Raw genomic sequence first — 22,852 nt, forward strand, 5'->3', positions numbered from 1 at the left:
GGCGGCGGCGGTGCAGCGGCCGGAGCCGCGGGCTGCGCGGCTTCCGCGCCAGGCCCAAGCACGCGCCGCTTCACCTTTTCCACGACGACGGTCTTCGACCGGCCGTGGCTGAAGCTCTGGCGCACCATTCCCTGCTCGACCGGGCGCTTCAGCGTAAGCGTCTTTCCAGAGGCCACGCCCAAAGTCTTGTCGCCCGGGTTCTTCGTATCCGTCATTTATCTTCCGTTTCTGCGGGTTGCCCCGTTGTATCGGCCTTCACCGGGTCCGGCGATCCGGTCCCAGTCCTGTAGCGCGCAAGATCGCTGATCCGCGCGAGAAGGGCGTCGCTCACGGGGCCCGCGAGCAGCGCCGCATGTACCACATTCTGACGCCCGAGCGCCAAATCCATTTGCGCGCTCGTGAAACTATCATCTGCCGGCAGCCCGGCGCCGCCGGTTACCCGGTAAGCCACCTGTGCCAGCTTGCGCTTGCCGTCTGCACCGGCATCGGACGCGTGCAGCAGGGCCACGACATCGCCGCGCGCAACACTCGACTCCACCTTGGCGAAGCCCGTAATCACGCGCCCGGCCTTGTTGGCCATCGACAGCATGTCGAGGGCAGCTTTTTGCAGCAGATGCTCAACGTGGGGTCCGAGATCCCCTCCTGCAACCACCTGGGCCTTGAGCCCCCGTGAAAACGCCTTGCGCCGCACCGCCTCCGCCACTGTCTTGGCGTCGGCGGTAACCCAGATGCCCCGGCCCGGCAGCTTGCGCTTGAGGTCGGGCACCACGGTACCGTCCGGCGCCGCCACGAAGCGGATCAGCTCGTCCACCGGCCGCACCACGCGTGTCACCGCGCACATCCGGCTGGTGGCCCGGCGATCGTCGCGGCTGTCGCCGCCGCCGTCCTCGTCGGCTTCAGCGCTCAGGCTTCAGCCTCCGCGGTGTCGTCGGCCTCGACCTCGGCCTCCTGTGCCTCGTCGATCCAGCCCGCCTTGAGGCGTGCGTCCATGATCATGGCCTCGGCCTCCTCACGGGAGACCTCAAAACCTTCCAGCGCGCCCGGGAAGCGCTTGGTCTCGCCTCCCTCGCGCTCGGTCCAGCCGGTGAGATCGTCGGTGGCGCAGCCCGCCAGATCCTCGACGCTCTTGATGTCGCTCTCGCCGAAGGCCACCAGCATGGCCGATGTCACGCCCTGAACTTCGCGCAGGTCGTCGGCGACGCCAAGCTCGACGCGCTTTGCATCATGCTCGGCCTCGATGCGGGCCAGATGCTCGCGGGCACGGCTCTGGATCTCCTCGGCCGTGTCGGCGTCGAAGCCCTCGATGCCCGCGATCTCGTTCTGGTCCACATAGGCCAGTTCCTCGATGGAGGAGAAGCCTTCCGCAGCCAGCAACTGGCCCACGACCTCGTCGAGATCGAGCGCCTCCATGAAGATCTGCGTGCGCTCGTTGAATTCCTTCTGGCGGCGCTCCGATTCCTCGGCTTCCGTCATGATGTCGATGTCCCAGCCGGTCAGCTGGGAGGCCAGCCGCACGTTCTGGCCGCGGCGGCCGATGGCCAGCGACAGCTGGTCGTCCGGCACCACCACCTCGATCTTGCCCGAGTCCTCGTCGAGCACGACCTTGACCACTTCCGCGGGCTGAAGCGCGTTGACGATGAAGGTCGCCTCGTCGGGCGACCACGGGATGATGTCGATCTTCTCGCCGCCAAGCTCGTTCACCACGGCCTGCACGCGGGAGCCGCGCATGCCGACGCAGGCGCCCACGGGATCGATCGAACTGTCACGCGAGATCACGCCGATCTTGGCGCGGGAGCCGGGATCACGGGCGACGGCCTTCACCTCGATGATGCCGTCATAGATCTCCGGCACTTCCTGGCTGAACAGCTTGGCCATGAACTGCGGATGGGTGCGGCTGAGGAAGATCTGCGGGCCACGCGGCTCGCTGCGCACGTCATAGACATAAGCGCGGATGCGATCGCCCGGCCGGAACACTTCGCGCGGCAGGAGTTCATCGCGGCGCACGATGGCCTCGCCGCGTCCGAGATCGGTGATGACATTGCCGTATTCGACCCGCTTCACGAGGCCGTTCACGATGTCGCCGATGCGATCCTTGTATTCGAGATACTGGCGCTCGCGCTCGGCCTCACGCACCTTCTGCACGATGACCTGCTTGGCGGACTGCGCGGCAATGCGGCCGAAGTCGAACGGGGGCAAGGTCTCGGAGATGTAGTCTCCCACCTGGGCGGCGGGGTTGCGGCGGCGCGCATCCTCGACCGAGATGTCGGTCGAGGTGTTCTGCACCTCGTCCATCACGAGAAGGAGGCGCGACAGGCGGATCTCGCCGGTCTTGGGATGGATCTCGGCCCGAACCTCGGTCTCGGCGCCATAACGGGCGCGGCCGGCCTTGGCGATGGCGTCCTCCATCGCGGCCAGAACGATCTGCCGGTCGATGACCTTTTCGCGCGCGACCGCATCGGCGATCTGCAAAAGCTCCAGACGATTGGCGCTGACGGCCATGTCCCTATCTCCGTCCCTTGTGGCGGTCGGGCCGGGGTTCGGCCGGTTCCTCGCCGGATTCCACGTCATCCTCGGGCGCGGCCTTCGCGCCCTCTGCAAATTTTCCGCGCCTCAGCGCCTCGTCGATCAGGGCGTCCGTCAGGACGAGCCGTGCTTCCGCCATGCCATCCACCGGCAGAAGGACGACCTGGTCCTCGTCGGCACGCGCGTCGTCGCGCTGCAGCCGGGCATTGCCCTCTTCGAGACCCAGCAGAACGCCACGGAAGCGCTTGCGATTGTAGATGGGCTCCTGCATCTCGACCTTGGCGACATGGCCCGCCCAGCGGCTGAAATCCTCGAGACGCGCCAGCGGCCGGTCGATGCCGGGCGACGACAGTTCGAGATGATAGGGGCGGCCGATAGGATCATCGACGTCGAGCACGGGAGACACGGCCTTGCTGGCCACCTCGCAATCCTCGACGGTCATCGTGCCGTCCGGCCGCTCGGCCATGATCTGCACGGTGCAGCCGTTCTGCGCCGTCACCTTGGCCCGCACCAGCCGAAAGCCAAGATCGTGCAGCGTCGGCTCCACCAGCGCGGCGACGCGCGCGGCCACTCCGGTTTCCCGGATGAGGCGGTGGTCCGAGCCGTCGGCGATGTCTGTGGCGCTGTTTTCTGGCGACATTTAACCCAATGCGAAAAGGAGCGGGTCCCGGGGGACCCACCCTCATGAAAGCCGATCATGAGAAGAAGATGGCCTTTCATATAGCAGAAGAGGCGTTCCGCGCAAGAACGTGAAGGAACAGCCGGCGGCACGCCCCGTTCTCCGTGCGTCCCGATCCGGAGGAGACCTGCCCATGCTGACCCGACGCCACCTCATCGCCGGCCTTGCCTGCGGCGCCGCCTTGCCGATCGGCATACGCAGCGCCCGCGCTGCCGCCCCCTTCAAGCAGCCGCCGCTTCCTTACGCCGAGGATGCCCTCGCACCCACGATCTCCGGCCGCACGGTCAACCTGCACTACGGCAAGCATCACGCCTCTTACTTCAAGACGCTGAACGAATTGGTGCCGGGCACACGCTACGCCGACATGACGCTGGAAGAGGTGGTCAAGGCCAGCCGCTCATCCGAGGCTGACAGGAAGATCTTCAACAATGCGGGACAGGCCTGGAACCACATCTTCTACTGGGAGCAGTTCAAGCCGGGCGGCGCGAAGGCTCCGGCTGGCGCGCTGAAGGAGGCCATCGAGCGCGACTTCGGCAGCGTGGACGAGTTCAAGACGAAGATGGTGGCGGCAGCCGGCGGGGTGTTCGGCTCCGGCTGGGCCTGGCTATCCGAAGACGGCGGCAAGCTGGTGCTCAGTGGAACGCCTGGAGGCGACAGCCCGTTCGCTGGCGGCAAGAAGACGCTGCTGGGCGTGGATGTGTGGGAACATGCCTATTACATCGACTACGAGAACCGCCGTACCGAGCACGTGAAGGCTGTTCTCGACAACATCGTCAACTGGGATGTCGTTGCCGAACGCATGGCGTGACGGCTGTGCACTGATCGATTGGACGCCCTCTGGCCTGGCTGGAGGGCGTCTTCCCGTGCCTCGCTGAAGGCAGGCCCCTGCGTGGCAGCCAGACCGCACGCCCGAGACATTGCCAGGAACCTCAGCCGATCATCGGCCGCTAGGCCGCGCCGCCGACCTCCGACCTCCGACCTCCGACCTCCGACCTCCGACCTCCGACCTCCGCGGCAATCGCGATTTCTCGTCTGTGGATATACTGTAGGCAGCATCGTATCGCTACTGACGAACAACAACGGCAACTATATCTCTGGCCCCGGCAACAGTACTTTCCGCCCACCTCCCGCATCTCTACTACTTGTTCTTCCGACGTTGCCGTCTAATCTGATGCGCAGGGCAGCGATGTCCGTCAACCAAGAGACTTCGGGAGGTACGATCATGTTCGAGAGCCAGACCCTTGCGTGGATCCTTCTGGCCAGCTCCGCTATCACGGCGGGCGCTGCTGTCATGACGGCGATGTAGGATCGCACCGCAGGAGCCTCCGGTCGTCCGGCTGGAGGCTCATCGGCGGCCGTGTCGTCCGTCAGTGGCGGCGGAAGACCAGATAAGCCGGGGGGCGGCCTTCGCGCAGCGCCTTGGCCTCGTAACGTGTGCCCGGCCAGCCGGCCCAAGGCCTTCGCCAGTCATCGGCACGTTCTGCCGTCCAGCTGAAGTCCGCGCTGCGGCGCAGATGGTCCAGCGTCCACGTCACATATGTGTCGATGTCGCTCGCGAAGCGGAATTCCCCACCGGGCACGAGCGCCCGGGCAATGCGCGCGACATTGGCATCCGAGACGAAGCGGCGCTTCCAGTGCCGGATCTTGGGCCAGGGGTCGGGATAGAGCAGATCGGTCCGCACCAGCGATGCGGCGGGAAGCCAGTCCAGAAGAAACGCGGCGTCGTTGTCGAACAGGCGGATATTGTCGAGGCCGCGCTCCTCGATCCCCGCCAGCGCCTTGGCCATACCGTTGAGGAACGGCTCCACGCCGATGAAGCCGATGCCCGGATTGGCCTCGGCCTCGGCCATCAGGTGCTCACCGCCGCCAAAGCCGATTTCCAGGCGCACAGCCCTGACCGGCGCTGGAAACAACGCGCGGAGATCGACCGGCGCCGGCTCGGACAGGTCCAGCCGCAGGCGTGGCAGCAATGTCGCCACCCGCTCGCTCTGCCCCGCCCGCAGAGGCTTGCCCTTGCGGCGTCCATGAAGTGCGCCCCTGAGGTGCGCACTGTCCGGCGGCTGTGTCACCGGCGCGCTGACCTCAGGCCAGTGCGGACTTCAGCGCGTCCGCGATGTCCGTCTTCTCCCAGGAGAAGCCGCCATCGGCATCCGGCTCGCGGCCGAAATGGCCGTAGGCTGCGGTGCGCGCGTAGATCGGCTTGTTGAGCTGCAGGTGCTGGCGGATGCCGCGCGGCGACAGGTCCATGATCTCGCCCAGCACGCGCTCCAGCGCCGCCTCGTCCACCTGCCCCGTTCCGTGGAGGTCGGCGTAGATGGACAGCGGCTTCGACACGCCGATGGCATAGGCCAGCTGGATCGTGGCGCGGTCGGCGAGGCCGGCAGCCACCACGTTCTTGGCGAGATAGCGCGCGGCATAGGCCGCCGAGCGATCCACCTTGGTGGGATCCTTGCCGGAGAACGCGCCGCCTCCATGCGGAGCCGCGCCGCCATAGGTGTCCACGATGATCTTGCGGCCCGTCAGGCCGGCATCGCCGTCCGGGCCGCCGATGACGAACTTGCCCGTCGGATTGACGTGCCATTCGGTGGCGTCGCTGATCCAGCCATCCGGCAGGGCGCCGCGAATATAGGGCTCGACGATGGCGCGCACGTCGCCGGAGCTCAGGCTCTCGTCGAGATGCTGGGTGGAAAGCACGATGGAGGCGGCGCCCACCGGGCGGCCGTTCTCGTAGCGCACCGTGACCTGGCTCTTGGCGTCCGGACCGAGCTTGGCGGCATCGCCCTGCCGGGCATGCCGTGCTTCGGACAGGCGGCGAAGGATCAGGTGCGCGTAATGCAGCGGCGCCGGCATCAGCTCCGGCGTCTCGGTGCAGGCGAATCCGAACATGATGCCCTGGTCGCCGGCGCCTTCATCCTTGTTGCCGGCGGCGTCGACGCCCTGCGCGATGTCGACCGACTGCGCGTGCAGCAGCACGTCGATCTGAGCCCGCTCCCAGTGGAAGCCATCCTGCTCGTAGCCGATGTCCTTGATCGCCGCGCGGGTCAGTTCGACCAGATGCTCGGTGGTGACGCTGTCCGGCCCGCGCACCTCGCCGCCGATGACGACGCGATTGGTGGTGGCGAAGGTTTCGCAGCCGAGACGGGTCTCGGGATAGACTTCGAGATAGGCGTCGAGAACGGTGTCGGAGATCCGGTCGCAAATCTTGTCCGGATGACCTTCGGACACGGATTCGCTCGTGAAGAGATAGCTGGTGCGAGCCAAGATGGATGCTCCGGGAAGGGACGGCGCGGGTCGTGCGGCGTTCTGGCAGCCGCACCCCCTCCGGTCAAGAGATGCGGGCTATTCCGGCTGCTTGGGTTCGTCTTCGGCGAGCGCGTTGACGAGTTCCACGATGCGGCGGCGCACCTTCGGGTCCGAGACCTTCATGAAGGCCTTGGTGAGTTGCAGCCCATCCGAGGTGGACAGGAAATCCGCGACGTAGTCCGTGCCCTTGCGCTCCGAGAAGCCGTCGTCGATCGCGTCGCCCGCCGCATCTTCGAAGAAATACGAGACTGGCACGCCGAGAATGCCGGCGATCTGCTGCAGGCGGCTGGCGCCGATGCGATTCGTGCCCTTCTCGTATTTCTGGATCTGCTGGAACGTGATCCCGAGTGCGGTCCCGAGCTTCTCCTGGGACATTCCCACCAGGAGACGACGCATGCGAACCCTGCTCCCGACATGCTTGTCGATCGGGTTCGGTGCCTTCGTGGTCATCCGGTTACTCCTCCGCAGCCCGTGTGCGGCCACCCGGCCCCACCTCGCTGATACATCGACGCAGGTGCCGATGTGCCGCATCTTTGCCCGCGCATGCCCACTTCATCCGGGCGACGCACAATGGTTTCCCTATTCGGCAAAGTCAAACCCGCCTGCGGGTGATGAGCAGCCCTACAATAGTAGCAATGTATACGAGCAGAACGGCCAAAATGCCGTACCGGGAGTAGAGTGTTGGGGGCAAAGAAGCGGGTACTGCGCCGTCCAGAACCCCGGCAGTACCAAGCGGAACGCTTGCCAGCACCCGCCCGTAAGGGTCGATGATTGCAGATATTCCCGTATTTGCGGAGCGCAGGAGAGGAAGACCCTGCTCGACCGCGCGGGCACGGGATTGGGCAAGATGCTGGCGCGGTCCAGGCGTATCGCCGAACCAGGCGTCATTAGTCACATTGATAAGGACGCTGGGCCTGCTGGCGCTGTCGATCATCCCCGTGGGGAAGATCGCCTCGTAGCAGATCAGGGGGGCAATCTTCGGCGCGCCGCGTACGGGAATGCTGATGGTGCGAGGCTCATCCCCGGCACTGAAGCCGCCGGGAAGACGCGTCAGCTGGCGGATACCCATCGCCTCCAGCGCAGACTGGAACGGCAGGTATTCGCCGAACGGAACGAGATGGACCTTGTCGTAGGTGGCGATGATCGAGCCATCGTCAGCCATGGCATGCAGCGAGTTGAAGAAGCGCCGGCCGTCACCATCCTCGATATCCTCGCGGCGCGCGGCGCCGGTCAGCAGAACCGTGCCCTTGGGCAACAGGCCGCCGATCTGGGCGAGCGCCTCCGGCGTGCGGCCGATCAGGAACGGGAATGCCGATTCGGGCCATATCAGGAGATCGATTCCCTCCAGGCCCGTCCGGGCGTTCCCGAGCCTGCCCTCCGACAGCGCCAGGTAGCGAGCCATGATCTCCGGCCCGGCCGACGGGCGGAACTTGGCGTCCTGCGGCACATTCGGCTGCATGATGCGCAGCGTCGTTCCGGGCGCTTGCGGCAGTGGCGTGGACAGCCGCCACGCGCCGAACAGCGCAAGCAGCGCGAGCACGGCTGCGGCGGCGAACAGCCAGCGCCAGCGCGCCCGCTCCGGAGGATCTGCCAGCAAGGCAGGCGCCGAGAACACCAGCAAAGCTATGGGGGTCAGCCCCTCCACGCCGACGACGGAAGCCGCCTGCCCCAGCACGCTGTGATCGGCCAGCGCATATCCGAAATCGTTCCAGGGAAAGCCGGTGAGCACGCGGCCGCGCAGCCATTCGGCTCCGCCGAGACCGAGCGCAAGTGCGAACAGCCTGCCCGGACCATCTCTCCACATCGTCCACGCAAGAAAACATCCGAGCGCGGAGAAAGCCGCCAGCAGCAGTGGCAGGCCCACCACGGCAAAGGGCAGCATCCAGGCATAGGCATCGCCGTCGACAAGAAAAGCGGAACCGATCCACCAAAGGCCGGCGAGGAAGTATCCAAAGCCGAAGGAGAAGCCGATCCACGCAGCGGCTTTGGCGCCGGCGCGGCCCGGTCCTGCGCCATCGAGCAGCCAAATCAGGACCGGAAAGCTGATCGCCAGCACCGGGAACAGGTTGAAAGGAGCCATCGCCAGCGCCGCGGCGGCGCCTGCCAATGACGCCACCAGCATGCGGCGCGCACCCTCCAGCAGGATGATGCGATGGACCGGAAGCGCCAGATCCAAGACTAACCTTGCGCCTTCTCGTCGGGAGGACCGAGCAGGATCACCGGACGGAAGTCCTCGATCATGCTCTGCGCTGGGGCAATGCGGATGCGCACGCGCTTCACCCGGCGCGGATCGGCCTCGAGCACCTGGAACTCCAGGCCGGCCGGACCGGGAATGGTCTCGCCACGCGTGGGCACCCGCCCGGCCACGGTAACGATCAGACCGCCGATCGTATCGACCTCCTCGGCCAGGTCACCAAGATCGAGATCCGGGCCCATCCGCTCGATGAGATCCTCGATCGGCGTGCGCGCGTTTGCGATGAGCGACCCGTCGCGGGCCTTCTGGATCATCGGACCTTCGATTTCGTCGTGCTCGTCCTCGATCTCGCCGACCACGATCTCGATCAGGTCCTCGATGGTGACGAGGCCGTCCGTGCCGCCATACTCATCGATGATCAGCGCCATATGCGTGCGCGTTGCCTGCATGCGGGCCAGCAGCGCCGTCGCCGCCATGCTAGGCGGAACGTAAAGCACCTCACGCAGCAGGTTGGCCTCGGCCAGCGGGATCGACAGGTCGGCCTTGCCGAAGTCGACACCCTCCTCCGAGCGCGCGCGGGTCGTGATGTAGCGCAGCAGGTCCTTGATGTGGACCATGCCCTTCAGGTCGTCCATGGAGTCGCCGTAAGCCGGGAGCCGCGAATGCTCGGCATCCTCGAAGCGCATCAACAGTTCAGCCAGGCTCAGTTCGACCGGCACGGCAACGATGTCCGGCCGCGGCACCTTCACATCGTCGACCCGCTGTTCGCGCAGGCCGAGGATGTTCTTCAGCATGGCCCTCTCGACGGGCGAGAAATCGATCGGGAGATCGTCATCGTTCGTCGATGACAGGGCATCCTCGATCTCGTCGCGGAGCGAGGTGGCAGGCTTCATCCTCAGAAGCCGCCGCACAAGGCGGCTCCAGGCCGGCTGGTGCTGCTCCGCTGTGGCCGGATGCTCTCCGGATCTACTGTCGTCGGTGGATGTCATGGTCTCCGCGTCGGGCTGCTTAGGCCGGCGACGTCTCGCTGTAGGGGTCTGCAATGCCAAGGCCCGCAAGTGCCTGGCGCTCGATGCTTTCCATCTCCTCCGCCTCTTCCGCCGTCAGGTGGTCGAAGCCGAAAAGGTGGAGTGTTCCGTGGACGACAAGATGGGTGAAGTGGTCGCGGAGGCTCTTGTCCTCGGCCTCGGCCTCCCGGGCCACCGTCTCGTAGGCAAGCACCACGTCGCCCAGGAGAACCGCGTCCTCGACATCCTCGTCCTCCGCACCGGGGAAGGACAGGACATTGGTTGCGTTGTCCTTGCCGCGCCAATCGCGGTTCAGTTCGCGCACGCGGGCATCGTCGGCCAGCATTACGGAGAGTTCCGCATCCGGGCGGCAGGTCAGGTTCGCCGCCTTGAGGGCCGCGAACACAGCCGCCTCTGCTGCGGCCTCCACGCCGGGCAACGCCTCCCAGAGCGCGCTCTCGGCCTGCACCTCGACAACCGGTTGCGGACCGTCGGGGCTCATCGTCGCTGATAGCTTTGCTGCGGGGTCGGCTGCGGCGCGGCCTCATAGGCGCGCACGATGCGGCCGACCAGCGCATGCCGCACCACGTCAGCCTCGCCGAAGCGGGTCACATGCACGCTCTCGACGCCGTCCAGAAGCTTCACCGCCTCCTGCAAGCCGGACATCTGGCCGGTCGGCAGGTCGATCTGCGTCACGTCTCCGCACACGATCATGCGCGAATGCTCGCCGAGGCGCGTCAGAAACATCTTCATCTGCATGGAGGTCGAGTTCTGAGCCTCGTCCAGGATGATGACGGAGTTCGCAAGCGTGCGTCCACGCATGAAGGCCAGCGGCGCTACTTCGATGACGCCGGACTGCAGTCCGCGTTCGACGCGTTCGGGCGGCATCATGTCGTACAACGCGTCGTAGAGCGGCCGCAGATAGGGATCGACCTTCTCGCGCATGTCGCCGGGCAGGAAGCCCAGCCGCTCGCCGGCCTCCACCGCCGGACGCGACAGCACGATGCGGTCAACCTCGCCACGCTCCAGCAGGACCACGGCATGGGCCACGGCCAGATAGGTCTTGCCGGTGCCGGCGGGGCCGACGCCGAACACAAGCTCGTTGCGGCCGAGCGCGCGGATATAGGAGTCCTGCGCAGGCGTGCGCGCGGTCACCGTCTTCTTCCGGGTGGAAAGCTGCGCCAACAGCGGCTGCGCGCCGTCCTCGCCCGGGAACAGCGTTCCCTGCGAGGCCGTCATCCTTATCACGCCTTCAACATCGCCCAGGCTCACATGCTCTCCGCGCTTGGTGCGGGAAGCGAGGCTGTCGATGACCCGACGCGCCTGCTCGATCGCCGATACCGGCCCGCGCACAGCCAGATGGTTGCCGCGCGGCGTTAGTTCAACGCCAAGGCGCCGTTCGATGAACGAAAGGTTCTGGTCGTGGCTGCCGAAGACGCCGCGTGCGAGGCGGTTGTCGTCGAAGCTAAGAACGATCTCGCTCTTGCCTTCCTCTGCGGGAAGAGCGGCCGGCACTGCGGGCATGGTCAAGCTACAGCCTCCACGGGTCGGTCAACGAGCGTCGGATAAGCGGGCTCACCGAACAGGCTGTTGGTGCCGTTCGAGAGGATGCGGACGCGGACGATATCGCCGATGGCCACATTGTCCGCCATCATCTGCACCGGCTGGAGATAGGGCGAACGGCCCGCAACCTGGCCGGGATGGCGGCCGGCGCGGTCGAACAGCACATCCATCTCGCGCCCGATGCAGGAGCGGTTGAACGCCTGGCGCTGCTCTTCCAGCAGGGCCTGCAGGGCGGCGAGACGCTCCACCTTCACCGGTTCGGGCACCTGCCCGTCCATGTCGGCAGCCGGCGTGCCGGGGCGCGGCGAATATTTGAACGAGAAGGTGGACGCGAAGCCGACCGCGCGGATCAGGTCCAGCGTGTCCTCGAAGTCCCTGTCCGTCTCGCCCGGGAAGCCCACGATGAAGTCGCTCGACAAGGCCAGGTCAGGCTGCGCCGCGCGGATGCGCTCGATCAGCCGGAGGTAGCTGTCCGCAGTGTGCTGCCGGTTCATGTCGGAGAGAATACGGTCGGAGCCGGACTGCACAGGTAAATGCAGGTACGGCATCAGCTCGGGGAGGTCGCCATGGGCGGCGATGAGGTCCTCGTCCATGTCGCGCGGATGGCTTGTGGTGTAGCGCAGCCGCTCCACGCCCGGGATCATGGCCAGCCGGCGCAGCAGCCGGGCAAGGCCCCATACCGTGCCGTCGGGCCCCTCGCCATGGAAGGCGTTGACGTTCTGGCCGAGCAGCGACAGTTCGCGCACGCCGGACGCGGCCAGCCGCTCCGCCTCGCCCACGAGATGCATCACCTTGCGGGACACCTCTGCGCCACGCGTATAGGGCACGACGCAGAAGGTGCAGAACTTGTCGCAGCCCTCCTGCACCGTCAGAAAGGCACTTGGGCCACGGGCCCGCGTCTTCTCCGGGCTCGCCGCCGGAAGATGCGCGAACTTGTCCTCGACCGGAAATTCCGTGTCGACCACGCGCCCCGTGCGGGCACGGGCGATCAGATCGGGCAGGCGATGATAGCTTTGCGGGCCGACGACGAGATCCACGCCCGGCGCCCGCCGCAGGATCTCCGTGCCTTCGGCCTGCGCCACGCAACCGGCTACCGCGATCATGGTTTCGCGGCCGTCCTGCGCCCGCTCCGCCTTCATCTCGCGCAGGCGGCCCAGCTCGGAATAGACCCGGTCCGCCGCCTTTTCGCGGATGTGGCAGGTGTTGAGAACGACAAGATCGGCGTCTTCGGCGCGGTCCGTCTCGACGTAGCCCTCGGGCGCCAGCGCATCGGCCATGCGCTGTGCGTCATAGACGTTCATCTGACAGCCGAAGGAGCGGACGAAAAGCTTCCGGTGGTTCTGCGTCATTCCTGCTTGTGGTGCTCCGGCGCGGCCCGAAGACGCCTGCACGCCTTTGAGAACTGATGGTCCTGTTTACCGGTTTTTCGGCAGCAAGAGAATAGGGCCTCTCAGGCCGTTCCGTTTCGGGCAGTGCGGGTCATGGAGCGAACCTCCGTCTCCAGTTGCCGTGCGACGGCCTTTCGGTCGGAGCGTTGATCGACGGTGATGGGGGCCCCGAACGAGACGGTAACGGCCAGCCGCCCCCGCTTCGTCAGATCCCAAAGATGCGGCGGAAGCGTCATGTCGCCATACCAGGCGACGCGGGGCCGCCAGAACCGGCCCATGCCGACGCCGTTCCAGCCGGTGTAAGTGATCGACACGGGCTGCACCCAGACACAGCCCTCCCCGCCGGCGGTTACTGCCTCACGGGCGGCGCCAAGCAAGGCGCTGCGAAACGGAAGGATGCGGTTGTGGTCGCTTGATGTGCCTTCGGCGAACAGCACGATGGCATCGCCGCTGCTCAGCCTTTCGGCCATCTCTGCCGTGGTTTCGCGGGTGGCGCTGCGCCTTGTCCGGTCCACGAAGATGGTGCGTTGCAGGCGCGCCAGCAGGCCGAACACCGGCCATCCGCCGACCTCGCTCTTGGCCACGAAGGACACCGGAAGAACCGCCGAGAGCACCACGATATCGAGCCACGAGACGTGGTTAGCCGTCAGCAGCAGGGGCCGTTGCGTCGCCGGCGCTCCGGAGACGGTGCGGCGAACCCTCAGAACTCGGCACAAAGCGCGGTGGTAGACCAGGGGAACGCTGCGGCTGCCGGGCAGGCCCGTCTTCAGCAGCAGCCATTGCACGGGAATGCCCGCGGCGGTCAGTGCCCCGAAGGCGCCGAGGCGAAGAAAGGCTCCGGCGCGCGACATGATGCGATCAGCGCTCGTCGTCCTTCAGGGGCACCGCATAGAGCTCCATGCGGTGGTCGACCAGCCGGAAGCCCAGCCGGCGCGCGATCTCGGCTTGCAGGCGCTCGATCTCCTCGTCGCGGAACTCCACCACCTTGCCCGTCCTAAGATTGATGAGGTGGTCGTGGTGCTCGTCGGAGACAGGCTCGTACCGGGAGCGGCCGTCGCGGAAGTCGTGCCGCGCCACGATGCCGGCATCCTCGAACAGCTTGACCGTGCGGTAGACCGTTGAGATCGAGATGCGCGGGTCCACCTTCACCGAACGGCGGTACAGCTCCTCGACGTCGGGATGATCGGTAGCCGCCTCCAGCACGCGCGCGATGACGCGGCGCTGCTCCGTCATGCGCATGCCCTTGGTGGCGCATTGCTCTTCAATGGAGGAGGTAGACTGTTCCAACCGGGCACTCCCGAACGCGTGTGCCGAAGCCTTACCGCCTGCGCCGCAGTCAGCCAAGAGAGCGTGCGAGAACGAGCGCCGTGCCCCTCGTGCCGTCGCGCCGCTCGTAATAGGCCTTGCGGGTGCCGACCTGCTCGAATCCGAACCGGCGATAGAGCCGAAGAGCCGGCGCATTCCCCTCGTCCACCTCCAGCACCACGCGGCGCGCTCCGGCCGCGCCGACCCGGGACAGGTGGCGGGCAAGAAGGGGAACGCTGCCGCCGCGCCCGCGCTGCCGGGCGGCCACGGCAATGGTCAGGATTTCCGCCTCGTCCCCCGCAATTCGGGAGATGGCAAAGCCGTCCAGCACCGGGCTCCCGGCCTCGGAGCGAAGGATGTCGGCCACCACGGCGCCGTCGCCGAGAAGGTCCTCGATCTCCGCCTCGCTCCATCCACGGGCAAAGCCCTCCGCGTGAATATCCGCGATGCGGCCGGCGTGGCGCGGTGCTGCGCGGTCGACGCGCCATTCCACCGGCCAGAGGCGGTCGAGCAGGCCCATGGTTAGGCGCGCGCGACGCGGCCGCCGGTCTGCGGCTTGGCATCCGCAGCCCGCAGATAGACGGGGCGAGGCGCACGGTCAGGGATTGCTGAGGCCGCACCGAGGCGGGCGAGCCAGACCGCGTCGGGCGCTAGAGCGGTGGCGTCGACATCGTGCACCACGTCTCCGGAGGCTCCGGCCACGATGGGCGCACCATTGCCGACGAGGCGCATCGGCGCATCGCCAGCCACGCGAGCGGCATCCTTGGCGGACATCAGGCGCGCGGGAACGAGACCGCGACCATTAGGCGAGAAGATCTGGAAGAAGACGCGGCCGTGGCGCGCATCGATGGCCGCGCCGACCACATGCCCGTCACCCTCCGACAGCGCCGGAGCGGCCAGCACCGCAAGCGTGGTGATGCCGATCAGCGGCAGGCCCGTCGCCAAAGCAAGCCCGCGCGCGGCGGAGAGGCCGACGCGTATGCCGGTGAAGCTGCCGGGGCCGGTGGTCACGGCGATACGCTCCACCGTCCGCAGCCCTTCGCGTCCGCCGGCGACACGCGCAATCATCGGCACCAGCGCCTCGGCGTGGCCGCGCTCCATGTCCATGCTGTCGCAGTTCACGACATCGTCCTCGGCCGCGTCGAGAAGCGCCACAGAGCAGACGGCGAGCGAAGTGTCGATGGAAAGAACGCGCACGGCAGGGACCCCGGATCAGGCGATCACATTAGCGCCCGATCCGGCCGCTGCGGAAGATGTCCCGATCAGACGGGGCGGACTTCCTGCACTTCCGGCACGAAATGCTTCAGCAGGTTCTCGATGCCCTGCTTGAGCGTGGCGGTCGAGCTGGGGCACCCGGCGCACGAGCCCTTCATGGTCAGGAACACCACGCCCTCGCGGAAGCCCTTGAAGGTGATGTCGCCGCCATCCTGAGCGACGGCCGGGCGCACGCGGCTCTCGATCAGTTCCTTGATCGTGGAGACCGTGACCTCGTCCTCCGGCTCGTAGAACTCGCCGACCTCGGTGTCGCCGACAGCCTGCACGCCTTCGGCGAGGAGCGGTCCACCACGCAGGTAGTGCTCCATGATGGCGCCGAGGATCGCCGGCTTCAGGTGCTGCCAGTCCTCCCCCTCGGCCTTCGTCACCGTCACGAAGTCGGACCCGAAGAACACGCCGCGCACGCCGGTGACGCCGAACAGGCGCTCCGCGAGCGGCGAGCAGGGCGCGTCGCTGGCCTGCGTGATCTCGAGCGTGCCGCCGGGCAGCACGTCACGGCCGGGCAGGAACTTCAGGGTTGCGGGGTTCGGTGTGGCTTCGGTCTGGATGAACATGTCGGTCTCCGCTCGCCGCCGGGTTCAAGGCACGGGGCTGTGGTGCGGGAAGATATGGGGGATGGACGGGGCGAATGCAAAGTGGGCGAGGCCCCACATCGTCTTAGCCTCATCCTGAGGTGGCTGCGGATGCGCGCGGTACTCCGTCGCTCCTACCGGACCACGAACCCCATGATCTGCCGGACCTCGCGCATGTTCGCCGCCGCGATGGCCTCTGCCTTTTCGGCGCCGGCATTGAGGATGGCGTCGATGGCCGAGGGATCGTCCATCAGGCGGCTCATCTCGCTGCCGATGGGGCCCAGCTTGGCCGCCGCGAGATCGACGAGCGCTCCCTTGAACTGCGAGAATTGCCCGCCGCCGAACCGCGACAGCACCTCGGCCGGCGCCTCGCCCGACAGCGCCGAATAGATGCCGATCAGGTTCTCGGCTTCCGCCCGGCCTTTCAGCCCCTCGACCTCGGAGGGCAGCGGCTCGGGATCGGTCTTCGCCTTGCGCACCTTGGAGGCGATGGTGTCGGCATTGTCCGTCAGGTTGATGCGGGAGGCGTCCGACGGGTCGGACTTCGACATCTTCTTCATGCCGTCGCGCAGGCTCATCACCCGCGTGGCCGGGCCGGTGATCAGGGGTTCCGGCTGCGGGAAATAGGCGTCGCCGAAGCCGTTCTCCGCGATGCTCTCCGCGAAGTCGTTGTTGAACTTCTGGGCGATGTCGCGGGCCAGTTCCAGATGCTGCTTCTGGTCTTCGCCCACCGGCACATGCGTACCCTTGTAGACAAGGATGTCGGCGGCCATCAGCACGGGGTAGTCGTAGAGGCCGACGGACGCGTTCTCGCGGTCCTTGCCGGCCTTCTCCTTGAACTGCGTCATGCGGTTGAGCCAGCCGATGCGGGCGACGCAGTTGAAGATCCAGGCAAGCTCGGCGTGCTGGGGTACCTGGCTCTGGTTGAAGATGATGTTCTTCTCGGGATCGACGCCGCAGGCGATGAAGGCGGCGGCCACTTCCCGGATCTGGCGGCGCAGTTCGGCCGGCCCGCCCCACACGCTGCGGTCCTGCGTGATGGCGTGGCTGTCCACGACGCAGAACAGGCACTCGTGCTCGTGCTGCAGGGCGACGAACTTGATGATCGCGCCCAGATAATTGCCGAGATGCAGATTGCCGGTGGGCTGGACGCCCGAGAACACGCGCGGCTGGAAAGTGGACATGAGGAAAAGGTCCCGCAAAGAGGCGCGGGTTATCGCAATGGCCGGGGTGTTGCGCAAGGCTGCCGCCCTTGGCAGCCCAGCCCCGCACCGCTAAAGCCTCCGGACCCCTCGGAGACTCGCGCACCATGTCCGCCACCTACGACGTCCTCGGCCTCGGCAACGCCATCATCGACATCCTGGCCCGCGTCGAGGATGACCTGGTCGTCAGCGAAGGCCTGAACAAAGGCGGCATGGCCTTGATCGACGAGGCACGCGCCGCGCAGCTCTACGAGCGCATTGGCCCCACCATCCTCGCCTCGGGCGGCAGCGCCGCCAACACCTGCGCCGGCGTGGCCTCTCTCGGCGCACGCGCAGCCTTCATCGGCAAGGTGCGCGATGACGCGCTGGGCCACAGCTTCGCGCATGACATCCGCGCCGTCGGCGTCCACTACCCCACCGCGCTCGCCACGGAAGGCCCCGCCACCGCCAGCTGCACCATCCTCGTCACCCCGGATGGCGAGCGCACGATGAACACCTTCCTAGGCGCCAGCCAGCATCTTGGCCCGGAGGATGTCGATGAGGATGTCGTCCGCGCCAGCGCCACCGTTTACCTTGAGGGGTATCTCTGGGATCCGCCGGCCGCGAAGGAGGCCTTCCGCCGCGCCGCCGAGATCGCCCATGCCGCTGGGCGGCAGGTCGCGTTGTCGCTGTCCGACCAGTTCTGCGTCGACCGCTACCGCGCCGAATTCCTGGAGCTCGTGCGCTCCGGCACCGTGGATCTCCTCTTCGCCAATGAGGGCGAGCTTAAGTCGCTCTACGAGACCGCGGATTTCGACAGCGCCGTTTCAGCGCTTCGTGAGGATGCGCGCTTTGCGGTGGTCACCCGCAGCGAGAAGGGTGCGCTTGTGGTCACCCGCGAAGAGACTTTGGCCGTTCCCGCCTTCCCGGTGGAACGCGTGGTGGACGCCACCGGCGCGGGCGACCTCTTCGCCGCCGGCGTGCTGGCCGGCCTCGCCCGTGGCCTGTCGTCCCTCGACGCTGCCCGCCTCGGCGCGCTGTCGGCCTCCGAAACGCTGACGCATATGGGACCGCGCCCGCAGCGCAGCTTGGCCGATCTCGCGGTGCAGGAAGGCCTGTTCGCCACCGCATGAAGGCGCTGGCGCTCTACACCGCGGCTGCGCTCATCGAGATCGCCGGCTGCTTCGCCGTCTGGGCCTGGCTGCGGCTGGACAAGTCCGCGCTGTGGCTGGTGCCGGGCGCATTGGGCCTTGCCGGCTTCGCCCTGCTGCTGACCTTCATCGACACGCCCTTCGCAGGCCGCGCCTATGCTGCCTATGGCGGCGTCTACATCGCGGCCTCGCTGGGCTGGATGTGGGCCGTGGAAGGCCAGCGCCCGGATGTGTGGGATGTCTCGGGCGCCACATTGTGCATGGCTGGTGCGGCGCTGGTTCTGCTGGCCCCGCGCGGCTGACCATGCCGAACATGGGATCGGACACCCATGCCGCGCGTCCTGCGTGCTGAAGGGGTAAGCGGCTCAGCGGAAAGATCTCCCCCGTCGAGGGGCGCGAAACGCTCGATCCTGAAAATGCACGTACCCAACCTAAGGCAATCTTCACGAAGCGCGGGCTATGCCTCCGACAGCGTGAGGAGCAGGATCTTGGGCGCAGCCAATCGGGACTGGATCAATGGATCGGCGGCTCGCCGCCGCGAGCACTCCATGCTCCACGGCGAGACGGAGCCGGTGCTCTCGGGATGGCGCGACATCGACACCGCGCCGCAGGACGGCACCCATGTGCTGGCCTGGGACGTGACGAACGACCAGGTGACCATCGCCGTCTACCTTGAAGGTTCGGAAGGCTGGAACGGCTGGTACCAGTATGGCGACCTGCTGGAGCAGGCCAATCTCTCGCACTGGATGCCCCTGCCGCCGCGCCCCTGACGGGCAATGCCGCGCTAGAGCTTGCGGAGCGCCACTTCCTCCACGCGGTGATCCGCGGCCTTGCGCAGGACAAGGCTCGCCCGCCCGCGTGTCGGCAGGATGTTGTCGCGCAGGTTCGGCAGGTTGATGCGGTCCCACAGGCCTTCGGCCAGTTGCAAGGCATCGCTGGCGGGCAGCGCCGCATAGCGCTGGAAGTAGGACTGCGGATCGCGGAACGCCGTTTCCCGCAAGTGCAGGAAGCGGTGCACGTACCAGTCGTGGATAAGCGCTTCCTCGGCGTCGATATAGACCGAGAAATCGAAGAAGTCGGACACGAACGGCATGGCCTTGCCCGAACGGGCGGTGCCCGCCTGCAGGACGTTGAGGCCTTCGAGGATCAGGATATCGGGCCGGTCGACCACGACCTCGCCGCCCGGCACCACATCATAGGTCAGATGCGAATAGACGGGTGCCGACACCCGCCTCTTGCCGGCCTTGATGTCGGACATGAAGCCGAGAAGCGCTGGAAGATCATAGCTCTCCGGAAAGCCCTTGCGCTGCATCAGGCCCTCTTCCTCCAGCACCGCATTGGGCAAAAGGAAGCCGTCGGTCGTCACCAGATCGACCTTTGGCGTATTGGGCCAGCGCGCGAGCAGCGCCTGCAGCAGGCGCGCCGTGGTCGATTTTCCCACCGCGACCGAGCCGCCGATGCCGATGATGTAGGGCACCTTGGCGCCGTTGGTGTTCAGGAAGGCGCGCGTGGCGTTATAGAGCCCCTGCGTCGCCTCGACATAGAGGGCCAGAAGGCGCGAGATCGGCAGGTAGATCTGCTCGACCTCCCTGAGATCCACCGGATCGTCGACGGAGCGCAGTTGCTCCACTTCGGCTTCCGAGAGCGTCATGGGCGTGTCGGCGCGAAGCTTGGCCCATTCGCCGCGCGAGAAGATGCGGTAGGGCGACTTGGCGCCCGGGGAACGCATATCCATCCGCCTGCCCCTAGCCACGCCGCGATGCTTTTTCGGCAAGACCGGACTGCCGGGTGCGCGATTCCAGCTCGGCCATCACCTCATCCACCGCCACGCCCTTCAGCCGCAGCAGGACAAGCAGGTGGTACAGCACGTCGGCGGCTTCCTTCGTCAGCCCGTCGCGGTCGTCCAGAGCGGCCGCAAGCACTGCCTCGAAAGCTTCCTCGCCGAACTTCTTGCCGCAGCGCTCCACGCCCGCTTCAAGCAATTGACGGGTGTACGACGCCGAAGCCTCGGCACCTGCGCGTTCCGCGATGAGGGCTTCAAGACTGGTCAGGGAGAAATCCGTCATGCCACCGCCTTTCGCCAGGACGGGTCGAGCCGCACCGGCAGTCCCGCCGCGGCCATGTGGGTCTTGGCCTCGCCGATGGTGAAGGTGCCGAAGTGGAACACGCTGGCGGCCAGCACCGCGCTGGCGCCGCCCTCGCGCACGCCTTCCACGAAGTGGTCGAGCGTGCCGACGCCGCCCGATGCAACCACCGGGATGGGCACTGCATCGGCCACCGCGCGCGTCAGGCCGAGATCGTAGCCCTCTTTGGTGCCGTCGCCGTCCATGCTGGTCAGCAGGATTTCGCCCGCGCCGAGCGCCGCAACCTCACGCGCATAGTCCAGCACGTTGATGCCGGTGGGCCGACGACCGCCATGGGTGAAGATCTCCCAGCGGTCTGCCTCGCCCGGTGCGGACACCTTCTTGGCGTCCACCGCCACGACGATGGCCTGCGCACCGAACTTGTCGGCGGCACGGCCGACGATCGCGCGATCAATGACCGCCGCCGAGTTGATGGACACCTTGTCGGCGCCGGCCAGCATCAGGTTGCGCACATCGTCCACCGTGCGCACGCCACCGCCGACGGTGACCGGCATGAAGCAGTTCTCGGCCGTGCGGGCCACCACATCGAGCAGAATTGCCCGTTCCTCGTGGCTGGCGGTGATGTCGAGGAAGCAGAGCTCGTCGGCACCGGCGGCGTCATAGGCCTTGGCGGCTTCCACGGGATCGCCCGCATCCACCAGGTCGATGAAGCGCACGCCCTTCACGACCCGGCCGTCCTTGACGTCGAGGCAGGGAATGACGCGGACCTTCAGGCTCATGCCGAGCCCCGGATCAACGCAATCGCCTCTTCAGGATCAAGCCGCCCGTCATAGAGCGCGCGGCCGGTGATGGCGCCGGCGATGGCACTGTTTTCCGGCTGCAGCAGGCGCTTCACATCGTCGATGGAGGCCAGCCCGCCAGACGCGATGACCGGGATCGAGAGCGCTTCGGCGAGGGCGCGGGTGCCGTCGAAATCGAGGCCCTTCAGGAGGCCGTCGCGGGAGATGTCGGTGTAGATGATGGCCGCGACGCCGGCATCCTCGAAGCGCTTTGCGAGGTCGAGCGAGGTCAATTCCGACAGCTCGGCCCAGCCCTCGACCGCCACACGGCCGTCGCGGGCATCGACACCCACTGCGATCTTGCCGGGGTGGTTGCGGGCGGCTTCCTTGACGAAGTCAGGATTGCGCACCGCCGCCGTGCCGAGGATCAGGCGCGAGACGCCGCGCTGCAGCCAGGCATCCACGGCTTCCATGTCACGGATGCCGCCGCCGAGTTGGACGGGAATGGAGACGCAGTCGAGCACCGCTTCCACGGCGTTGAGGTTGACGCTGGCGCCGGCAAACGCGCCGTCGAGATCGACAACGTGGAGCCACTGGAAGCCAGCTTCCTCGAAACCAAGCGCGGTGCCGGCAGGATCGACGCCGTAGACGGTCGCCTGATCCATGTCGCCCTGGCGCAGGCGGACCACCTGGCCTTCCTTGAGGTCGATCGCGGGATAAAGGATCACGGCTTCCACCTCAGGAAGTTGGAGAGAATGGTAAGTCCGAGCGTCTGGCTTTTCTCGGGATGGAACTGCGTGCCGGCGATGTTGTCGCGCGCCACCATGGCGGTGACGGCGCCGCCATATTCCGCATGGGCCAGCACGTCGCCCCGGTCGGCCGGCACGAAGTGGAAGGCATGCAGGAAGAAGGCGTGCAGGCCGGACGGGCCGAGCGGAACATCCTTGAGCAAGGGATGCGTCTTGTCCTGCTCCAGCGTGTTCCAGCCCATATGCGGCACCTTCAGCGCGGCATCGGAGGGCTGGACGCGCACGACCTCGCCGGGGATCCAGTCAAGGCCGTCGGCACCTTCATGCTCGTCGCCGCGCGTGGCGAGAAGCTGCATGCCGATGCAGATGCCGAAGAACGGAACACCGCGCTGCCGCACGGCCTCCTCCAGCGCTTCGGTCAGTCCGTCCACAGCCGCGAGACCGCGCCGGCAGTCCGGGAATGCACCATCGCCCGGCAGGATCAGGCGGTCTGCGGCCGCGACGGTCTCCGGGTCGGAGGAGACGACCAGATCGCGCGCCCCCGCAACCTCGAACGCCTTGGCAGCAGAGCGCAGATTACCGGCGCCGTAATCGACAAGGACCACGCTCACCGGCGCACCTCCGGCATAGGGAACAGGCCGAGCACGCCATGGTCCGGCACCGGCCGCTGAACCAGCGGCTTCAGCAGCGCGGGCACTGCCGGGCGGGTCTCGGACGCCACTTCCGGCGCGCTCGCGAAGTACGCAACCTCCGCTTCCATGCCGGACCTGGCCGCGACGGCGCCGATCTGGGTGTAGCCGCGGCGCTCCAGCTTGCGGCGGCGCAGGTCATTTCCCTCGAAGCCGGCATAGAGCATGGGGACGAAGCCCAGCAGGAACTCGGACCCGCTGCCGAGCGGCAGGAGCAAGCCTGCCGCAATGGTGGCCGCCGAGATCAGGACGTAGAGCAGCGTGCCGAGCCACAGCCGGTGGTACAGCATCCACAGCGGCGAGAAGAAGAAGGCCAGCCAGGAGAAGCCGTCCTTTATCAAGACGAGCTTTTCCGCCCGCTCGATAGCGGTGGTGGCGGAGGCGGGCTCGTGAACAGTCCAGATGCGCAT

28 protein-coding genes are annotated in these 22,852 nt (G+C 66.9%); 4 read left to right on the forward strand and 24 right to left on the reverse strand.

The annotated features are described in order from the left end of the window. From SCD90_RS15575 to rimP, 4 genes are all read right to left on the reverse strand, one after another. The coding region (locus SCD90_RS15575) for a translation initiation factor IF-2 associated domain-containing protein (protein WP_319845639.1) at window positions 1–215 on the reverse strand (215 nt) is incomplete at its 3' end. Continuing rightward, window positions 212–907 carry an RNA-binding protein gene (locus SCD90_RS15580; RefSeq protein WP_319845726.1) on the reverse strand — a complete coding sequence of 232 codons (696 nt, stop codon included), beginning with the start codon at window positions 905–907 and terminating at the stop codon, window positions 212–214. The genes SCD90_RS15575 and SCD90_RS15580, both read right to left, overlap by 4 nt. Then, on the reverse strand, window positions 904–2,499 hold the full coding sequence (nusA, locus tag SCD90_RS15585; protein ID WP_319845640.1) for a transcription termination factor NusA: 1,596 nt from the start codon (window positions 2,497–2,499) through the stop codon (window positions 904–906). The genes SCD90_RS15580 and nusA overlap by 4 nt, the downstream gene beginning before the upstream one ends. 4 nt (window positions 2,500–2,503) lie before the next feature. Further along, the gene (gene rimP, locus SCD90_RS15590) at window positions 2,504–3,163 is read right to left on the reverse strand and encodes a ribosome maturation factor RimP (RefSeq protein ID WP_319845641.1); all 660 of its coding nucleotides are present in this window, start codon (window positions 3,161–3,163) and stop codon (window positions 2,504–2,506) included. 172 nt (window positions 3,164–3,335) lie between these two features. Here rimP and SCD90_RS15595 point away from each other — a divergent pair, with 172 nt between their 5' ends. Continuing rightward, entirely contained in the window at window positions 3,336–4,010 is a 675-nt protein-coding gene (locus SCD90_RS15595; protein ID WP_319845642.1) for a superoxide dismutase, read from the forward strand. Between the two features lie 559 nt (window positions 4,011–4,569). On the opposite strand, the gene trmB is transcribed toward SCD90_RS15595, so the two are convergent. The 14 genes from trmB to trpS form a co-directional block, all read right to left on the reverse strand. After that, window positions 4,570–5,271 carry a tRNA (guanosine(46)-N7)-methyltransferase TrmB gene (trmB, locus tag SCD90_RS15600; RefSeq protein ID WP_319845643.1) on the reverse strand — a complete coding sequence of 234 codons (702 nt, stop codon included), beginning with the start codon at window positions 5,269–5,271 and terminating at the stop codon, window positions 4,570–4,572. Window positions 5,272–5,284: 13 nt separating this feature from the next. Then, window positions 5,285–6,463, reverse strand: coding sequence for a methionine adenosyltransferase (metK, locus tag SCD90_RS15605; protein WP_319845644.1), 1,179 nt, complete (start codon window positions 6,461–6,463; stop codon window positions 5,285–5,287). 78 nt (window positions 6,464–6,541) lie between these two features. Further along, a complete protein-coding gene (locus SCD90_RS15610; protein ID WP_319845645.1) occupies window positions 6,542–6,955 on the reverse strand; it encodes a helix-turn-helix domain-containing protein in 414 nt (137 codons plus the stop codon). Between the two features lie 142 nt (window positions 6,956–7,097). Next, the gene (lnt, locus tag SCD90_RS15615; protein ID WP_319845646.1) at window positions 7,098–8,681 is read right to left on the reverse strand and encodes an apolipoprotein N-acyltransferase; all 1,584 of its coding nucleotides are present in this window, start codon (window positions 8,679–8,681) and stop codon (window positions 7,098–7,100) included. 2 nt (window positions 8,682–8,683) lie between these two features. Further along, the gene (locus SCD90_RS15620; protein ID WP_319845647.1) at window positions 8,684–9,688 is read right to left on the reverse strand and encodes a hemolysin family protein; all 1,005 of its coding nucleotides are present in this window, start codon (window positions 9,686–9,688) and stop codon (window positions 8,684–8,686) included. A gap of 19 nt (window positions 9,689–9,707) precedes the next feature. Beyond that, on the reverse strand, window positions 9,708–10,208 hold the full coding sequence (ybeY, locus tag SCD90_RS15625; RefSeq protein ID WP_319845648.1) for an rRNA maturation RNase YbeY: 501 nt from the start codon (window positions 10,206–10,208) through the stop codon (window positions 9,708–9,710). Next, entirely contained in the window at window positions 10,205–11,230 is a 1,026-nt protein-coding gene (locus SCD90_RS15630) for a PhoH family protein (protein WP_319845727.1), read from the reverse strand. The genes ybeY and SCD90_RS15630 overlap by 4 nt, the downstream gene beginning before the upstream one ends. Window positions 11,231–11,232: 2 nt before the next feature. Continuing rightward, on the reverse strand, window positions 11,233–12,618 hold the full coding sequence (gene miaB / locus SCD90_RS15635; RefSeq protein ID WP_319845649.1) for a tRNA (N6-isopentenyl adenosine(37)-C2)-methylthiotransferase MiaB: 1,386 nt from the start codon (window positions 12,616–12,618) through the stop codon (window positions 11,233–11,235). A gap of 101 nt (window positions 12,619–12,719) precedes the next feature. Then, on the reverse strand, window positions 12,720–13,508 hold the full coding sequence (olsA, locus tag SCD90_RS15640; protein ID WP_319845650.1) for a lyso-ornithine lipid O-acyltransferase: 789 nt from the start codon (window positions 13,506–13,508) through the stop codon (window positions 12,720–12,722). A 7-nt stretch (window positions 13,509–13,515) separates the two neighbouring features. Next, entirely contained in the window at window positions 13,516–13,896 is a 381-nt protein-coding gene (locus SCD90_RS15645) for a Fur family transcriptional regulator (protein ID WP_319845728.1), read from the reverse strand. Window positions 13,897–13,993: 97 nt separating this feature from the next. Beyond that, a complete protein-coding gene (locus SCD90_RS15650) occupies window positions 13,994–14,482 on the reverse strand; it encodes a GNAT family N-acetyltransferase (protein ID WP_319845651.1) in 489 nt (162 codons plus the stop codon). Between the two features lie 2 nt (window positions 14,483–14,484). Beyond that, on the reverse strand, window positions 14,485–15,159 hold the full coding sequence (tsaB, locus tag SCD90_RS15655; RefSeq protein ID WP_319845652.1) for a tRNA (adenosine(37)-N6)-threonylcarbamoyltransferase complex dimerization subunit type 1 TsaB: 675 nt from the start codon (window positions 15,157–15,159) through the stop codon (window positions 14,485–14,487). A 65-nt stretch (window positions 15,160–15,224) separates the two neighbouring features. Further along, a complete protein-coding gene (locus SCD90_RS15660; protein ID WP_319845653.1) occupies window positions 15,225–15,791 on the reverse strand; it encodes a NifU family protein in 567 nt (188 codons plus the stop codon). Window positions 15,792–15,943: 152 nt separating this feature from the next. Next, window positions 15,944–16,993, reverse strand: coding sequence for a tryptophan--tRNA ligase (gene trpS / locus SCD90_RS15665; RefSeq protein WP_319845654.1), 1,050 nt, complete (start codon window positions 16,991–16,993; stop codon window positions 15,944–15,946). 125 nt (window positions 16,994–17,118) lie between these two features. On the opposite strand from trpS, the gene SCD90_RS15670 reads away from it, so the two are divergent. The 3 genes from SCD90_RS15670 to SCD90_RS15680 all read left to right on the forward strand — a co-directional run bounded on the left by SCD90_RS15670 (window position 17,119) and on the right by SCD90_RS15680 (window position 18,911). After that, window positions 17,119–18,123, forward strand: coding sequence for an adenosine kinase (locus SCD90_RS15670; protein ID WP_319845655.1), 1,005 nt, complete (start codon window positions 17,119–17,121; stop codon window positions 18,121–18,123). Further along, window positions 18,120–18,443, forward strand: coding sequence for a YnfA family protein (locus tag SCD90_RS15675; RefSeq protein ID WP_319845656.1), 324 nt, complete (start codon window positions 18,120–18,122; stop codon window positions 18,441–18,443). The genes SCD90_RS15670 and SCD90_RS15675 overlap by 4 nt, the downstream gene beginning before the upstream one ends. Window positions 18,444–18,629: 186 nt before the next feature. Beyond that, window positions 18,630–18,911 carry a DUF551 domain-containing protein gene (locus SCD90_RS15680; RefSeq protein WP_319845657.1) on the forward strand — a complete coding sequence of 94 codons (282 nt, stop codon included), beginning with the start codon at window positions 18,630–18,632 and terminating at the stop codon, window positions 18,909–18,911. Window positions 18,912–18,925: 14 nt separating this feature from the next. Here SCD90_RS15680 and coaA read toward each other — a convergent pair whose 3' ends face one another. Genes coaA through SCD90_RS15710 form a run of 6 tightly spaced genes read right to left on the reverse strand, consistent with a single transcriptional unit; the run spans window position 18,926 to window position 22,852 of the window. Further along, complete coding sequence (gene coaA / locus SCD90_RS15685; RefSeq protein ID WP_319845658.1) at window positions 18,926–19,876, reverse strand: type I pantothenate kinase; 951 nt, start codon at window positions 19,874–19,876, stop codon at window positions 18,926–18,928. Window positions 19,877–19,886: 10 nt separating this feature from the next. After that, window positions 19,887–20,207 (reverse strand): phosphoribosyl-ATP diphosphatase, encoded by a 321-nt coding sequence (locus tag SCD90_RS15690; RefSeq protein ID WP_319845659.1) that lies wholly within the window; start codon window positions 20,205–20,207, stop codon window positions 19,887–19,889. Continuing rightward, window positions 20,204–21,004, reverse strand: coding sequence for an imidazole glycerol phosphate synthase subunit HisF (gene hisF / locus SCD90_RS15695; protein ID WP_319845660.1), 801 nt, complete (start codon window positions 21,002–21,004; stop codon window positions 20,204–20,206). The genes SCD90_RS15690 and hisF overlap by 4 nt, the downstream gene beginning before the upstream one ends. Then, window positions 21,001–21,741: a 1-(5-phosphoribosyl)-5-[(5-phosphoribosylamino)methylideneamino]imidazole-4-carboxamide isomerase gene (gene hisA, locus SCD90_RS15700; protein ID WP_319845661.1), complete on the reverse strand. Its 741-nt coding sequence runs from the start codon at window positions 21,739–21,741 to the stop codon at window positions 21,001–21,003. The genes hisF and hisA overlap by 4 nt, the downstream gene beginning before the upstream one ends. Further along, window positions 21,729–22,364: an imidazole glycerol phosphate synthase subunit HisH gene (gene hisH / locus SCD90_RS15705; protein ID WP_319845662.1), complete on the reverse strand. Its 636-nt coding sequence runs from the start codon at window positions 22,362–22,364 to the stop codon at window positions 21,729–21,731. The genes hisA and hisH overlap by 13 nt, the downstream gene beginning before the upstream one ends. Next, a complete protein-coding gene (locus SCD90_RS15710) occupies window positions 22,361–22,852 on the reverse strand; it encodes a DUF2628 domain-containing protein (RefSeq protein ID WP_319845663.1) in 492 nt (163 codons plus the stop codon). Before SCD90_RS15710 ends, hisH begins: the two co-directional genes overlap by 4 nt.

It is taken from the genome of Terrihabitans rhizophilus, assembly GCF_033898525.1.
GTDB lineage: Bacteria > Pseudomonadota > Alphaproteobacteria > Rhizobiales > Methylopilaceae > Flaviflagellibacter > Flaviflagellibacter rhizophilus.

Bases quoted from the DNA above. Each gene is read 5' to 3' on its own strand.
- SCD90_RS15630 (WP_319845727.1), bottom strand. From the start codon at position 11,230: ATGCCCGCAGTGCCGGCCGCTCTTCCCGCAGAGGAAGGCAAGAGCGAG.
- SCD90_RS15670 (WP_319845655.1), top strand. From the start codon at position 17,119: ATGTCCGCCACCTACGACGTCCTCGGCCTCGGCAACGCCATCATCGAC.
- SCD90_RS15690 (WP_319845659.1), bottom strand. From the start codon at position 20,207: ATGACGGATTTCTCCCTGACCAGTCTTGAAGCCCTCATCGCGGAACGC.
- SCD90_RS15710 (WP_319845663.1), bottom strand. From the start codon at position 22,852: ATGCGCATCTGGACTGTTCACGAGCCCGCCTCCGCCACCACCGCTATC.
- hisF (WP_319845660.1), bottom strand. From the start codon at position 21,004: ATGAGCCTGAAGGTCCGCGTCATTCCCTGCCTCGACGTCAAGGACGGC.
- SCD90_RS15650 (WP_319845651.1), bottom strand. From the start codon at position 14,482: ATGGGCCTGCTCGACCGCCTCTGGCCGGTGGAATGGCGCGTCGACCGC.
- SCD90_RS15660 (WP_319845653.1), bottom strand. From the start codon at position 15,791: ATGTTCATCCAGACCGAAGCCACACCGAACCCCGCAACCCTGAAGTTC.
- coaA (WP_319845658.1), bottom strand. From the start codon at position 19,876: ATGGATATGCGTTCCCCGGGCGCCAAGTCGCCCTACCGCATCTTCTCG.
- trpS (WP_319845654.1), bottom strand. From the start codon at position 16,993: ATGTCCACTTTCCAGCCGCGCGTGTTCTCGGGCGTCCAGCCCACCGGC.
- SCD90_RS15595 (WP_319845642.1), top strand. From the start codon at position 3,336: ATGCTGACCCGACGCCACCTCATCGCCGGCCTTGCCTGCGGCGCCGCC.
- SCD90_RS15645 (WP_319845728.1), bottom strand. From the start codon at position 13,896: ATGCGCATGACGGAGCAGCGCCGCGTCATCGCGCGCGTGCTGGAGGCG.
- SCD90_RS15620 (WP_319845647.1), bottom strand. From the start codon at position 9,688: ATGACATCCACCGACGACAGTAGATCCGGAGAGCATCCGGCCACAGCG.
- nusA (WP_319845640.1), bottom strand. From the start codon at position 2,499: ATGGCCGTCAGCGCCAATCGTCTGGAGCTTTTGCAGATCGCCGATGCG.
- rimP (WP_319845641.1), bottom strand. From the start codon at position 3,163: ATGTCGCCAGAAAACAGCGCCACAGACATCGCCGACGGCTCGGACCAC.
- olsA (WP_319845650.1), bottom strand. From the start codon at position 13,508: ATGTCGCGCGCCGGAGCCTTTCTTCGCCTCGGCGCCTTCGGGGCACTG.
- SCD90_RS15675 (WP_319845656.1), top strand. From the start codon at position 18,120: ATGAAGGCGCTGGCGCTCTACACCGCGGCTGCGCTCATCGAGATCGCC.
- miaB (WP_319845649.1), bottom strand. From the start codon at position 12,618: ATGACGCAGAACCACCGGAAGCTTTTCGTCCGCTCCTTCGGCTGTCAG.
- SCD90_RS15610 (WP_319845645.1), bottom strand. From the start codon at position 6,955: ATGACCACGAAGGCACCGAACCCGATCGACAAGCATGTCGGGAGCAGG.
- ybeY (WP_319845648.1), bottom strand. From the start codon at position 10,208: ATGAGCCCCGACGGTCCGCAACCGGTTGTCGAGGTGCAGGCCGAGAGC.